Source organism: Agromyces sp. NPDC029043 (assembly GCF_055564615.1).
The window spans coordinates 166,733-179,559 of sequence record NZ_JBVHVX010000002.1 but is presented as its reverse complement, the minus strand read 5'-3'; the positions used below and the strand labels follow the sequence as shown (position 1 = coordinate 179,559).

The following is a 12,827-nucleotide window of genomic DNA, read 5'->3' as shown; positions in this document are numbered from 1 at the left end:
AGAACGGATGATCTTCTCCCTCGTGGCGTTCGCCGCCGTCGCCCTGGCCACCCCGTTCGCCGCGAGACCGCTCGGCCGCCGTGTCTTCCCCGTCGTCGCGATCGTCCCCACCGCCGTCTTCGCGTGGCTGCTCACGCTCGTTCCCGCCGTCGCGGGCGGTGACGTGCTGGTCGAGCGCATCGAGTGGATCCGCGCCCTCGACATCGCGCTCTCGTTCCGCCTCGATGCGCTGTCGCTGCTCCTGGCGCTCGTCGTGACGGGCATCGGGGCGCTCGTGCTGCTCTACTGCACGTGGTACTTCCGCGACGACGAGCCGGCGCTCGGGCGGTTCGCCGCGCTCCTGCTCGCGTTCGCCGGCGTCATGCTCGGCCTCGTCACCTCCGACGACGTCTACGTGCTCTTCACGTTCTGGGAGGCCACGAGCGTGCTGTCGTACCTGCTCATCGGGCACGACGCCGCCAAGCGCGAGGCGCGCGGCGCCGCGCTGCAGGCGCTCACGGTGACGACCTTCGGCGGGCTGACGATGCTCGTCGGCATCGTGGTCCTCGCGGTCGCGGGCGGCAGCACGTCGATCTCCGAGCTGGTGGCGGATCCGGTGACCGGCGCCGCGGGCGAGGCGGCGATCGCGCTCATCCTGGTGGGCGCGATCTCGAAGAGCGCGCTCGTGCCGTTCCACTTCTGGCTCCCCGCGGCGATGGCCGCACCCACCCCGGTGTCGGCGTACCTGCACGCGGCCGCCATGGTCAAGGCCGGCGTGTACCTCGTCGCACTGCTCGCACCGGGCTATGCCGAGCTCGCCGTGTGGCATCCGATCGTGATCGGCATCGGCGGGTTCACGATGCTGGTCGGCGGATGGCGGGCCCTGCGGCAGACCGACCTGAAGCTGCTGCTCGCCTACGGCACCGTGAGCCAGCTGGGCTTCCTCGTGATGGTCGTCGGACTCGGCACGCGCGATGCGGCCCTCGCGGGCACCGCTCTGCTGCTCGCGCACGCGCTGTTCAAGGCCGCGCTGTTCCTCACCGTCGGCATCGTCGACTACGCCGCGGGCACCCGCGACTGGCGCAGGCTCTCGGGTCTCGGGCGCCGGATGCCGTGGCTCGCCGTGTTCGCCACTGCTGCCGCCGCCTCGATGGCGGGCGTGCCGCCGCTGCTCGGCTTCGTCGCCAAGGAGGCGGTGTTCTCGGCACAGCTGGAGGCCGGAGCCGCGGGCGTGCCGTGGGCCTGGGTCGCCCTCGTCGCGGCCGTGCTCGGTTCCATGCTCACCGTGGCATACAGCGTGCGGTTCGTGTGGGGCGCCTTCGGCACGCGGCCCGAGGTCGCCCCCGTCGAGCTGCACCGGGAGCCCGCACTGATGTCGTTCGCCCCGGCCGTGCTGGCCGTGGCGTCGCTGGTCACCGCGTTCGCGGTGCCGGCGATCGAGCCGCTGCTCGCGACGTACGCGGCGACGCTGCCCGGGCCCGACGAGTACCACCTCGCGCTGTGGCACGGACTCGAGCCCGCGCTCGCCATCTCGGCGCTCGTGTTCGGCGTCGGCGCCCTCCTCGTCTGGGGCCGCGCTGCGGTGGCCCGCCTGCAGGCCGCCGTGCCAGACCTGATCGAGGCGGCGCGCGGCTACGTCCACGTCGTCAGCGCCGTCGACCGGGGCGCGGCGCGGCTCACGAGCTTCATCCAGTCCGGCGGCCTGCCGGGCTACCTGGCGACCATCGTCGCCGTGTTCATCCTCGGGCTGGGCGGCGCGGCCGTGCTGAACGACACCTGGCCGGCCGACATCCGGCTCGCCGACGACCCGGCGCAGCCGCTCGTCGGACTCGCGATGGTCATCGCCGCGATCGCGGCCGTCGTGCTGCGGCAGCGGATCGCCGCGGTCCTGCTGGTCGGCGCGACGGGGTACGGCATGGTGCTCGTGCTCGGCATGGCGGGCGCTCCCGACCTGGCCCTCACGCAGGCGCTCGTCGAGACGATCACGATCGTGGTCGTCGTGCTCGTGCTGCGGCGGCTCCCCCGTCGGGTCACGACTCGGCGTGCGGTCGTGCGGGCCCCCGTCCGGATCGTGATCGGCGTGCTCGCGGGAGCGGTGATGGCGGTCGTCGGCGTCGTCGCCCTCGGAGCCAGGACCGCCCCGAGCATCGCCGAGGGCCTCACCCCGCTGGCCGTCGAGGCCCACGCGAAGAACATCGTCAATGCGCTGCTCGTCGACCTCCGGGCTTGGGACACGCTCGGCGAGATCTCGGTGCTCGTCGCGGTGGCGACGGGCGTCGCGAGCCTCATCTTCGTGTCGGGCCGCATGGGCGGTGCGCCGCGGCTCGAAGGCGCCGGGCGACGCGAGCGACTCCTCCCGCTCCCCGAGCAGGCGGCGAGCATGCGCTCGGCGCGACGACCGCTCGCCGACGTCGAGCATGAGACGGATGCCGCCTCCGAAGCCGCCTCCACGCGGCAGACCTGGCTGCTCGCCGGTCGCACGATCTCGCCGCGGAACCGCTCGATCCTCGTCGAGGTGCTCGTGCGGCTGCTGTTCCACCCCGCGATCGTGGTCTCGGTGTTCCTCCTCTTCGTGGGGCACAACGCGCCCGGCGGCGGGTTCGCCGGCGGCCTCGTCGCCGGCCTCGCGCTCGTGGCCCGCTACCTCGCGGGCGGGCGCTACGAGCTCGGCGAAGCGGCCCCCGTCGACGCGGGCAAGCTGCTCGGCACGGGTCTGCTCCTCGCCGCCGGCACCGCGGCATCCTCGCTCGTCTTCGGCCTGACGGTGTTCGAGTCGAGCTGGTTCGAGACCGAGGTGCCCGTGCTCGGCACGATCTCGATCGGCACGTCGACGCTGTTCGACATCGGCGTGTACCTCGTCGTGGTCGGGCTGGTGCTCGACATCCTCCGGACGCTCGGCGCCGAGATCGACCGCCAGATCGACGAGGCCGGCCCCGAGACCGTCGCCGAGGACCCGGCGGAGGTGCGCGCATGACCGCCTCGCTGACGCTCGTCATCGTCGCCGCCGTGCTGTTCGGCGCCGGCGTCGCCGTCATGCTCGAGCGCAGCCTCACGCGCGTGCTCATCGGGTTCCTGCTCGTCGGCAACGGCGTGAACCTGTTCATGTTCACGATGGGCGGCGAGCCCGGCGTCGCGCCGATCCTCTCCGACGGCGTCGACGCCGACGAGCTCTCCGATCCGCTCCCGCAGGCGTTCATCCTCACCGCGATCGTGATCAACCTCGGCCTCACGGCGTTCCTGCTCGCCCTCATCTACCGCAGCTGGTGGCTCGCGCAGCTCGGCGAGGCGGGCGACCTCATCGGCGACGAGGACGAGATCATCGAGGACGCCGAGGAGGCCGCCGACCTCATCCGCAGTTCCGCCGCCGACGAGCGCGCCATCCAGGAGGTGCTCGACGCGAGCGACGAGGCCGGTGGTCGCCGGTGAACCAGGCCCTCGTGCCCCTGATGGTGCTGCTGCCGATGCTCGGTGCGGCCACGGCGCTGATCCTCGGCCGACGGCTCCGGGCGCAGATGGCGGTGTCGACCATCGTGCTCGCGGCCGTCGTCGCCATCGCCGCCGTGCTGCTCGCCGAGGTCGACGGCGACGACGCCGGCGTGGTGGTGGCCGTCGGCGCCTGGCCGCCGCCCTTCGGCATCGTGCTCGTCGTCGACCGCCTCTCGGCCATCATGATCATCATCTCGGCGCTCATGCTGCTCGGCGTGCTCGTGTACGCCGTCGGCCAGGGCATCGCCGACCAGCACCGCGAGACGCCGGTGTCGATCTTCCACCCGGCGTACCTGATCCTGTCGGCCGGGGTCTTCAACGCGTTCATCGCGGGCGACCTGTTCAACCTCTACGTCGGGTTCGAGATCCTGCTGTCGGCGAGCTACGTGCTGCTGACGCTGGGCGGCACGGGCGAGCGGATCCGCGCGGGCGTGACCTACATCATCGTGAGCCTCGTCTCGTCGCTGTTCTTCCTCAGCGCGATCGCGCTCGTGTACGGCGCGACCGGCACCGCGAACATCGCGCAGCTCTCGGTTCGCCTCGCCGAGCTGCCGCAGGACGTCCAGCTGATCCTGCACCTGCTGCTGCTCATCGCGTTCGGCATCAAGGCCGCGGTCTTCCCGCTCTCCTTCTGGCTGCCCGACTCGTACCCGACCGCGCCCGCGCCGGTCACGGCGGTGTTCGCGGGCCTGCTCACGAAGGTCGGCGTCTACGCGATCATCCGCACCGAGACCGTGCTGTTCCCCGAGAGCGACCTCACGACCCTGTTCCTCGTGGTCGGCGGGCTCACGATGGCGGTCGGCATCCTCGGCGCGCTGACGCAGGCCGACATCAAGCGACTGCTCTCGTTCACCCTCGTCAGCCACATCGGCTACATGATCTTCGGCATCGGCCTCGCGAGCGTGGCGGGGCTCGCGGCGACCATCTACTACGTCATCCACCACATCAGCGTCCAGACCACCTTGTTCCTCACGACGGGCCTCATCGAGCGCTTCGGCGGCTCGACGTCGATCACGCGGCTCGGCGGCCTGCGCGGCGCGTCCGCCCTGCTCGCCGTCCTGTTCTTCGTGCCGGCCATGAACCTCGGCGGCATCCCGCCGTTCTCCGGCTTCCTCGGCAAGGTGGGCCTGTTCATCGCCGGTGCGGATGCCGCGAACGGGACGACCGCGACCGAGACGCTCGGCACGTCCGCGACCGGCCCGGGCTGGCTGATCTGGGTCCTCATCGCGGTCGGCGCCGCCACGTCGCTCATCACGCTGTACGCGCTGACGCGCTTCTGGAACCTCGCGTTCTGGCGGCCGCGCGGCGAGCTCGAGGGCTACCGGTCGCGCCTGATCGACTCGGTGCAGGAGGCGCCATCGGGTGCGACCCTCGTCGAGACGCGGACCACGCCCGTCATGATGCTCGCCGCCACCGGGGCCATGGTGGCCCTGACCGTGGCGCTGACGGTGTTCGCCGGCCCGCTGTTCGACCTGTCGGGACGGGCCGCCGAGAACCTCCGCGATCCCGGCACCTACGTGTCGCTGGTCTTCCCCGAGGGGGTGGCGCCGTGAGCGAGCTCACCCGGTGGCAGGCCGTCTGGCGCCAGGCCCCCCTGCTCGTCGGCCTCGTCGTGCTGTGGGTCTTCCTGTGGGACCACGTCGACGTGCTGACGATCACGACGGGCGTCGTGCTGGCGATCGCGGTCACGCGCGCGCTCTACCTTCCGCCCGTGCTGCTGAGCGGCCGCTTCGACCCATGGCGGGGCCTGCTGCTCGGCCTGCGGATGATGTTCGACGTCATCCGGGCGTCGATCCAGGTCGCGTTCCGGGCGGTCTGGCCCGGCTGGGCGCCGACGAACGCGATCATCGCCGTGCAGCTGCTCACCCGCTCCGACCTCGTGACGACCCTCACCGCCGAGGCGATCTCGGTGGTCCCCGGCACGGTCGTCATCGACATCGACCGCGAACGCGGACTGCTCTACCTCCACGCGCTTGGCACGCGCACCCCCGAGGACCTCGACGGTGTCCGCCGGCAGGTGCTCGGCACCGAGGAGCGCATCGTCCTGGCGATCGGCACGCGCGAGCAGGCCGCCGCGGTCCGCGAGGCGCGCCGCCACCGGCGCGCGACGGGCGAGCGTCCGGTGGCGCCCGAGCCCGCGGAGGTGCCCGCCCACCTGGCGCGCGAGATCGCCCCCGAGCACGCGGCGCCGCGCCATCCGCTCGACGAACGCCCCGCCGGAGCCGGCGCGCCCGACGGCCCCGACGTCGACGCCCGGGTCGATCGCCGCCCCGACCCCGCCGACCGCGGCCATCGGAAGGACGACGCATGAGCCCGCTCATCATCATCATGGGCATCGCGGCCGGCATCATGTTCGGCATCGGCGCGATCGCCGCACTGGTCCGACTGATCATCGGACCGTCGATCCTCGACCGCGCGCTCGCGACCGACGTGCTGCTCGCCATCGCGATCTGCGGACTCGGGGCCGAGATGGCGATCAATCGGCACACCGACACGCTCGTCGTCATGCTCGTGCTCGCGCTGTTCGCGATCGTCGGCTCGATCGCGATCGCACGGTTCATCGCGAAGGAGGACGCCTCGTGACCGCCGCGGAGCTCGGCGTCGGCGCGCTCATCCTGCTGAGCGGCTTCCTGTCGATGGCGGCCGGGATCGGCGTGCTGCGCTTCCCCGACGTGCCGACGCGCCTGCACGCGGCGACCAAGCCGCAGGTGCTCGGGCTCGCGGTCGTCCTGCTCGCCATCGCGCTGCGCGTGCCGACGTGGGGCGTGCTCTCGACCGTGGTGCTGGTCATGACCTTCCAGCTGCTCACGCAGCCGATGACCGCCCACATGCTGGGCCGCGCGGCCTACCGGTCCGAGCACGTGCGCCGCGACCTGCTCATCGAGGACGACCTCGGGCACGACATCGCCGAGCACGAGCAGGCGGAGGAGGACGAGCAGGAGCAGGCCGACACCCGCGGGGATGCGCGCGAGGGCTGACGGCATTGCGCCCCCGAACGGCGCGGGTGGACAATGACCCCGAAGTCGCCGTTCGGGCGATCGGTCTCGAGGGGAGAGACCATGGCCGGCGAGCGTGGCCATCGCGTGGACCAGGAGGCGTTCGAGCGCCTCCAGCGCGACTACACCGATGCCACCGAGCAGTTCGCGGCCATGAACGAGGTGCTCACCGCGCTCGGGCGATCGTCGTCCGATCCCGATGCGGTGCTCGACAGCGTGGTCGAGAGCGCGCGCAGGCTGTGCCGGTGCGAGGCCGCGGCGGCATACCTCATCGAGGGCGACCACTTCGTGCTCGCCTCCTCGGTCGGGCTGTCCGGCGAGTTCGTCCGCCGCATCGGCGAGCAGCCGTTCACGATCGACCGGGCGACGCTGCTCGGGCGCGTGACGCTCGACCGCGAGATCAGCCAGATCCCCGACGTGCTGAGCGATCCGGAGTACGGGCGCCAGGACGTGCAGCGGATCGAGAAGTTCCGCACGGTGATGGCGGCACCCATGCTCCTCGACGACGAGGTCGTCGGCGCGCTGTCCCTCGTCCGCACCGAGGTCGACCCCTTCGACGAGCGGGCCATCGCCCTGCTCGAGGCGTTCGCCGCGCAGGCGGCCGTGGTGGTGCGCAACGTCCACCTCGTCCGCGAGCTCGAGGAACGCGGCGTCGAGCTCGCGCGGCGGGTGGAACAGCTCGAGGCCCTGAGCGAGGTCGGCGGAGTCGTCAGCTCGAGCCTCGTGCTCGACGAGGTGCTCTCGAACATCATCATGAACGCCGTGCGCTTCTCCGGCTGCGACGGCGGCTCGATCATGGAGTACGTCGAGGACGAGCGGTGCTTCTCGGTGCGCAGCGCCTACGCCAGCAGCGCCGAGCTGCTCCGCAAGCTGCGCGGGATCCGGGTCGAGCTGGAATCCACGCTCGTGGGGCGGGCCGCCCGCGAAGGGCATCCCATCGCCGTCGCCGACCTCGACACCGTCGAGCTCGATCCCCACCTCCGGCTGCTCCACGACGACGGATGGCGCTCCGTGCTCGCGGTGCCCGTGCTGCGGGGCGAGCGCATCATCGGCGCCCTGGTGGTGCGGCGCAAGCGTCCCGGTTCGTTCTCGGCAGAGACGATCGAGTTCCTCGAGACCTTCGCGAGCCAGTCGGCGCTCGCGGTGTGGAACGCGCAGCTGTTCCGCGAGCTCGAGACCAAGACCGCCGAGCTCCAGGTCGTCAGCCAGCACAAGTCCGAATTCCTCGCGAGCATGTCGCACGAGCTGCGGACGCCGCTGAACGCCGTCATCGGGTTCTCGGAGGTGCTGCTGGAACGCATGTTCGGCGAGCTGAACGACCGCCAGGACGAGTACCTCCGCGACATCCTGAGCTCGGGCCGGCACCTGCTGCAGCTGCTCAACGACATCCTCGACCTCTCGAAGGTCGAAGCGGGCCGGATGGAGCTCGCCACGTCGACGTTCCCCGTGCGCGCCGCCCTGGAGTACGGCATCTCGATGGTGCGCGAGCGCGCGGGCCTGCACCGCATCGCCGTGACCCTCGAGGTCGACGAGGGCGTCGACGAGATCGAGTCCGACGAGCTCCGGCTCAAGCAGGTGCTCGTCAACCTGCTCAGCAACGCCGTGAAGTTCACGCCCGACGGGGGCCATGTCGCGGTCGCGGCCCGGCGCGTCGACGACGACCTCGAGGTCACGGTCGCCGACGACGGCGCCGGGATCGCGCCGGAGGATCGCGAGCGCATCTTCGAGTCGTTCCAGCAGGGCCGGCGCGGCCCGCAACGCGAGGAGGGCACCGGCCTCGGCCTGACCCTCTGCCGGCGGATCGTGTCGCTGCTCGGCGGGCGGATGTGGCTCGAATCGGAGCTCGGCGAGGGCAGCACCTTCGGGTTCACGGTGCCCATGCGCCGTCCCGTCGAGGAGCTCCCCGCCGCGGCCGGCGACGCCGGGCACCTGCCCATCGTGGTCGTCGTCGACGACGACCGGGCCTCGCTCGACCTGATGGCCGCCTACCTCGACGGGCTGGGTGTGCGGGTGGTCCTCGCGAGGGACGGGAACGAGGGACTCGAGCTGATCCGCGCCCTGGGCCCGGCGGCCGTCATCCTCGACATCCGGCTTCCGGGCGTCGACGGATGGGAGGTGCTCGGCCGGCTGCGCGAAGACGAGTCCACCCGGGCCGTGCCGGTGGTCATCGTCTCGATCCTCGACGAGCGGACGCGAGGCCTGGCGCTCGGCGCGACCGACTACCTCATCAAGCCCGTCGGCCGGGAGGAGCTCGTCGGGGCGCTGCGCCGCACCGGCGTCGTGCCCGCCGCGCCCATGTCGACACCGGCGCCGGCGGGCGACGGCGCGCCGCCCGTCCGGTCGCGGGGGGCGACCTGATGTCCGGGCATCGCATCCTCGTCGTCGAGGACAATCCGCTGAACCTGAAGCTCGTCCGCGACGTGCTGACCGCCTCCGGCTACGAGGTCGTCGAGGCGCAGACCGGCGAGGACGGCGTCACTCTCGCCGTGGATTGCGCGCCCGACCTGGTGCTCATGGACCTGCAGCTGCCGGGTATCGACGGGTACGAGGCGTTGCGGCTCATCCGCGCCGACCCGCGCGTCGGCGGGGTCCCGGTCGTCGCCCTCACGGCGTTCGCGATGCGCGAGGATCGGGAGCGAACCGCGCGCGCGGGCTTCGACGGCTACCTCAGCAAGCCGATCAGCGTCCGGGAGCTCCCCTCGCAGGTCGGCGACTTCCTGACCGACGGACACCACGATGCCGGATGACGCGGTCACCATCCTGGCGGTGGACGACCTGCCCCAGAACCTGCGCCTGCTCGACGCCGTGCTGAGCCCGCGAGGCTACCGGGTGCTGACCGCGGCATCCGGCGAGGAGGCCCTCGAGATGCTGCCCGGATCGGGGGCCGACCTCGTGCTCCTCGACATCCTGATGCCGGGGATCGACGGCTACGAGGTGTGCCGGCGGATCCGGCGGACCCCGGGGCTGGAATTCCTGCCGGTGGTGATGATCACCGCGAGCGGCGACCAGCAGAAGCTCCGCGCGATCGAGGCCGGCGCCGACGACTTCGTGAACAAGCCGTTCGACCAGGGCGAGCTGCTCGCGCGCGTCGCCAACCTCGCCCGCATCAAGCGCTACCAGGACACCGTCGAACGGCAGGCGGCCGAGCTCGCGGCGTGGAACACCGAGCTCGAGGCGCGCGTGGATGCGCAGGTCGACGAGCTGCAGCGCGTGAACCGGCTGCGCCGCTTCCTGCCTCCGCAGGTCGTCGACCTCGTCATCGAGTCGGGCGACGAGGGGTTCCTCCGCAGTCACCGGCGCGAGATCGTGGTGGTCTTCTGCGACCTCCGCGGGTTCACCCCGTTCGCCGAGGCGAGCGAGCCGGAGGAGGTCATGAGCGTGCTCGCCGAGTACCACGCGGCACTGGGCGAGCTGATCGACCGGTTCCGCGGCACGCTCGAGCGCTTCACGGGCGACGGGCTGATGGTGTTCTTCAACGACCCGCTGCCCTGCGACGATCCCGCCGGGCGCGCGGTGACGATGGCCGTCGCCATGCGAGATCGCGTCGCCGAGCTCGCCGAGGGATGGAGCCGCCGCGGCAACGACCTGGGCTTCGGCATCGGCATCGCGCAGGGCTACGCGACGCTCGGCCGGATCGGGTTCGAGGGCCGCTTCGACTACGCCGCGATCGGAAGCGTGACCAACCTCGCGGCCCGACTGTGCTCCGCGGCCGATGCCGGGCAGATCCTGGTCGCGCAGCGCGTGTTCACGGCCGCCGAGGGACTGGCGACGGGCGAGCCGGTCGGTGAGCTCGAGCTGAAGGGCTTCAGCCGCGCCGTCCGCACCTTCGCGGTGACGGGCATCGCGGAGCCCGGGCCGCGAGACGAGGAACGGAGGGTGGGGACGTGACGGATGTGCAGTGGCTCGCCGACCTCGACGAGGATGCCCGCAACCGCCGATTCGCCGAGCTGCAGCAGCGGATGGCGCCGGTCTGGGATGCCATGGGACACGACCTCGACGACGAGTCGGTCGTCGTGGTGCCGTCGGTCGGCGCGACCCGCACCGTACCGGGCAGCGGGAGCCTCGGCCAGGCGTACGAGGAGCGCTTCCTGTTCCTCCTGCTCCTGCTCCGCCAGCCGCGCATGCGCATGATCTACGTCACCTCGACGCCGATCGACCCGCGGATCGTGGAGTACTACCTCGCGCTGCTCCCGGGCGTCATCCCGAGCCACGCGCGACGGCGCCTGTTCCTCGTCTCGGTCGGCGACGCGTCGGCCCGGTCGCTCAGCGAGAAGCTCCTGGCGCGACCGCGCCTGCTCGCGCAGATCGCGGCGCTGATCCCGAACCGCGCACGCAGTCACCTCATCCCGTACAGCACCACGACGTTCGAGCGCGACCTGGCGCTCACCTTGGGGATCCCGATGTACGGCTCCGATCCCCGCCTCGCCCGCCTCGGCAGCAAGTCGGGCTGCCGCCGGCTGTTCCGCGAGGTCGGCGTCCCGCACCCGGTCGGCGCGGAGGACCTGCGCGGCATCGATGAGGTCGTCGCCGCGATCGAGGGGCTGCTGCGCGACCGTCCTTCGATGCGCCACGCGATCGTCAAGCTCAACGAGGGCGTGTCGGGCTCGGGCAACGCGCTCGTCGACCTGTCCGGCGTGGCCGACCTCGCGGACGCCGACCGCCAGGCGGCGATCGCGGAGCGCGTGCGCGCCATGCGGCTCGAGGACCCGCAGGCCTCGTTCGACGCGTATGCGGACCGGCTCGCGTCGGGCGGCGGCATCGTCGAGGAGCGTATCGTCGGCGAGGAGCTGCTCAGCCCGAGCGTGCAGTTGCGGGTGCTCCCGGACGGTACGGTCCAGCTGCTCTCCACCCACGACCAGCTGCTCGGCGGCGCGAGCGGGCAGAGCTACCTGGGCTGCGTGTTCCCTGCCGATCCCGCGTACGCGAACCTGATCAGCGGGCCGGCGCTCGCGATCGGCGAACGGCTCGCCGCGGAAGGCGTGCTCGGCCGGTTCGCGGTCGACTTCGTCGTGGTGCGGGATGCCGCGGGCGACTGGTCGGCATACGCGATCGAGCTCAACCTGCGCAAGGGCGGCACGACGCATCCGTTCCTGACCCTGCAGTTCCTGACCGACGGACGCTACGACGCGAGCGCGGGCCGGTTCCTCACCCCCGACGGGACGGAGAAGCACCTGGTGGCGACCGATCACCTCGAGTCGCCCGAACTCCGGGCGCTCTCGATCGGCGACCTCTTCGACGCGGTCGCCGCGCACGGCCTGCACTACGACCACGCACGGCAGGCGGGCATCGTGTTCCACATGATCAGCTCGATCACCGAGCACGGCCGCGTCGGCATGACCGCCGTCGGCGACACGGCCGAGCAGGCGATGGAGCTCTACGAACGCGCGAAGCGCGTTCTGCTCGACGACGCGCGTGCTGCGGCGATCGCGGCACCGCTGCCCGAGCCCGAGGCGCTCACCGACGAGGTCTCGTACGGTCCCGACCGCGCCGACCTCAACCGCGGCCTGTGAACTGGGGCGTGCGCTTCTCCTGGAACGCCGCGAAGCCCTCGCGGTAGTCCTCGGTATCGCAGAGCGCGGCCTGCGCGCGGTTCTCGTCGGACATCGAGGCCCACAGTCCGTGGCGGCGGTCGCGCAGGTCGGCGATGAGCCGCTTCGAGGCCACGAAAGCCTGGGTGGGGCCGGATGCCGCGGCGCGGGCCGCCTCGCGGGCGGCATCCGTCACCTCGTCGGCCGGGAACACCTGCGAGAAGAGGCCGGCGTCGACCGCCTCGGCGCCCGACATCAGCCGCCCCGTGACGATGAGGTCCATGGTGCGATGCGCGCCGAGCCGTTCGTAGAACAGCGCGTGACCGCCCGAGTCGAGCGTGGCGCCGAGGTTCTTGAACGGCGAGCCGATCTTCGCGGTGTCGGCCACGTAGACGATGTCGCTCGCGATCAGCAGGCCGAGGCCGACGCCCAGGCACGCGCCGTGGGCGACGGCGAATGTCGGCGCGGGGAACCGCGACATCCGCTTCAGCAACGGCTCCACGAGCCCGCCCAGGTAGCCCTGCACGTCGTCGTCGCGCGGGTCGACGCCGGCGATGTCGCGCCCCGCGCAGAACGCGCGGCCCTCACCGCGGAGCAGGAGCGCGCGGACGCCCGCGAACTCGGCCTGCTCGTACGCCTCGCCGAGCTCGGCGAGTGCGGACTCCCCCAGCGCGTTGAGCTTCGCGGGCGCGTTCAGCACCACCTCGGCCACGCCGTCGGAAATCTCGAGCTCGATCATTCGGTCTCCTTCGATCACGTCCTGCCCGGTGTTCCCGTTCGTCGCGGGCCGCACCGCTGCGACCGGCGCGCTCGCGACGAACGGGAACACTCGCGGGCG

The 12,827-nt window shown here is 71.9% G+C and carries 11 protein-coding genes; 10 read left to right on the top strand and 1 reads right to left on the bottom strand.

Annotated features, from left to right (window positions below; translation table 11 throughout):
• The first annotated feature begins 7 nt into the window (after positions 1 to 7).
• The 10 genes from ACZ4TW_RS04540 to ACZ4TW_RS04495 all read left to right on the top strand — a co-directional run bounded on the left by ACZ4TW_RS04540 (position 8) and on the right by ACZ4TW_RS04495 (position 11,971).
• Positions 8 to 2,953: a Na+/H+ antiporter subunit A gene (locus tag ACZ4TW_RS04540; RefSeq protein WP_465540599.1), complete on the top strand. Its 2,946-nt coding sequence runs from the start codon at positions 8 to 10 to the stop codon at positions 2,951 to 2,953.
• Positions 2,950 to 3,405, top strand: a complete 456-nt coding sequence (locus ACZ4TW_RS04535) for an NADH-quinone oxidoreductase subunit K (RefSeq protein ID WP_465540597.1) — start codon at positions 2,950 to 2,952, stop codon at positions 3,403 to 3,405. Before ACZ4TW_RS04540 ends, ACZ4TW_RS04535 begins: the two co-directional genes overlap by 4 nt.
• A gap of 20 nt (positions 3,406 to 3,425) precedes the next feature.
• Positions 3,426 to 5,018 (top strand): Na+/H+ antiporter subunit D, encoded by a 1,593-nt coding sequence (locus tag ACZ4TW_RS04530; protein ID WP_465540901.1) that lies wholly within the window; start codon positions 3,426 to 3,428, stop codon positions 5,016 to 5,018.
• The gene (locus ACZ4TW_RS04525; RefSeq protein WP_465540595.1) at positions 5,015 to 5,776 is read left to right on the top strand and encodes a Na+/H+ antiporter subunit E; all 762 of its coding nucleotides are present in this window, start codon (positions 5,015 to 5,017) and stop codon (positions 5,774 to 5,776) included. Before ACZ4TW_RS04530 ends, ACZ4TW_RS04525 begins: the two co-directional genes overlap by 4 nt.
• The gene (locus tag ACZ4TW_RS04520) at positions 5,773 to 6,048 is read left to right on the top strand and encodes an MrpF/PhaF family protein (RefSeq protein WP_465540593.1); all 276 of its coding nucleotides are present in this window, start codon (positions 5,773 to 5,775) and stop codon (positions 6,046 to 6,048) included. The genes ACZ4TW_RS04525 and ACZ4TW_RS04520 overlap by 4 nt, the downstream gene beginning before the upstream one ends.
• Complete coding sequence (gene mnhG, locus ACZ4TW_RS04515; protein ID WP_465540591.1) at positions 6,045 to 6,443, top strand: monovalent cation/H(+) antiporter subunit G; 399 nt, start codon at positions 6,045 to 6,047, stop codon at positions 6,441 to 6,443. Before ACZ4TW_RS04520 ends, mnhG begins: the two co-directional genes overlap by 4 nt.
• An 81-nt stretch (positions 6,444 to 6,524) precedes the next feature.
• Complete coding sequence (locus ACZ4TW_RS04510) at positions 6,525 to 8,819, top strand: hybrid sensor histidine kinase/response regulator (RefSeq protein WP_465540589.1); 2,295 nt, start codon at positions 6,525 to 6,527, stop codon at positions 8,817 to 8,819.
• Positions 8,819 to 9,208 carry a response regulator gene (locus ACZ4TW_RS04505; protein ID WP_465540586.1) on the top strand — a complete coding sequence of 130 codons (390 nt, stop codon included), beginning with the start codon at positions 8,819 to 8,821 and terminating at the stop codon, positions 9,206 to 9,208. Before ACZ4TW_RS04510 ends, ACZ4TW_RS04505 begins: the two co-directional genes overlap by 1 nt.
• Positions 9,198 to 10,349, top strand: a complete 1,152-nt coding sequence (locus ACZ4TW_RS04500; protein WP_465540584.1) for an adenylate/guanylate cyclase domain-containing protein — start codon at positions 9,198 to 9,200, stop codon at positions 10,347 to 10,349. Before ACZ4TW_RS04505 ends, ACZ4TW_RS04500 begins: the two co-directional genes overlap by 11 nt.
• Positions 10,346 to 11,971: a peptide ligase PGM1-related protein gene (locus tag ACZ4TW_RS04495; RefSeq protein WP_465540582.1), complete on the top strand. Its 1,626-nt coding sequence runs from the start codon at positions 10,346 to 10,348 to the stop codon at positions 11,969 to 11,971. Before ACZ4TW_RS04500 ends, ACZ4TW_RS04495 begins: the two co-directional genes overlap by 4 nt.
• On the opposite strand, the gene ACZ4TW_RS04490 is transcribed toward ACZ4TW_RS04495, so the two are convergent.
• Positions 11,955 to 12,728: an enoyl-CoA hydratase/isomerase family protein gene (locus tag ACZ4TW_RS04490; protein ID WP_465540580.1), complete on the bottom strand. Its 774-nt coding sequence runs from the start codon at positions 12,726 to 12,728 to the stop codon at positions 11,955 to 11,957. The two genes, ACZ4TW_RS04495 and ACZ4TW_RS04490, sit on opposite strands and share 17 nt — an antisense overlap.
• Positions 12,729 to 12,827: the final 99 nt, after the last annotated feature.

Excerpts from the sequence above, each read along its gene's own strand:
- ACZ4TW_RS04540 (WP_465540599.1), top strand. The coding sequence starts at position 8 with ATGATCTTCTCCCTCGTGGCGTTCGCCGCCGTCGCCCTGGCCACCCCG.
- ACZ4TW_RS04535 (WP_465540597.1), top strand. The coding sequence starts at position 2,950 with ATGACCGCCTCGCTGACGCTCGTCATCGTCGCCGCCGTGCTGTTCGGC.
- ACZ4TW_RS04530 (WP_465540901.1), top strand. The coding sequence starts at position 3,426 with ATGGTGCTGCTGCCGATGCTCGGTGCGGCCACGGCGCTGATCCTCGGC.
- ACZ4TW_RS04520 (WP_465540593.1), top strand. The coding sequence starts at position 5,773 with ATGAGCCCGCTCATCATCATCATGGGCATCGCGGCCGGCATCATGTTC.
- ACZ4TW_RS04510 (WP_465540589.1), top strand. The coding sequence starts at position 6,525 with ATGGCCGGCGAGCGTGGCCATCGCGTGGACCAGGAGGCGTTCGAGCGC.
- ACZ4TW_RS04505 (WP_465540586.1), top strand. The coding sequence starts at position 8,819 with ATGTCCGGGCATCGCATCCTCGTCGTCGAGGACAATCCGCTGAACCTG.
- ACZ4TW_RS04500 (WP_465540584.1), top strand. The coding sequence starts at position 9,198 with ATGCCGGATGACGCGGTCACCATCCTGGCGGTGGACGACCTGCCCCAG.
- ACZ4TW_RS04490 (WP_465540580.1), bottom strand. The coding sequence starts at position 12,728 with ATGATCGAGCTCGAGATTTCCGACGGCGTGGCCGAGGTGGTGCTGAAC.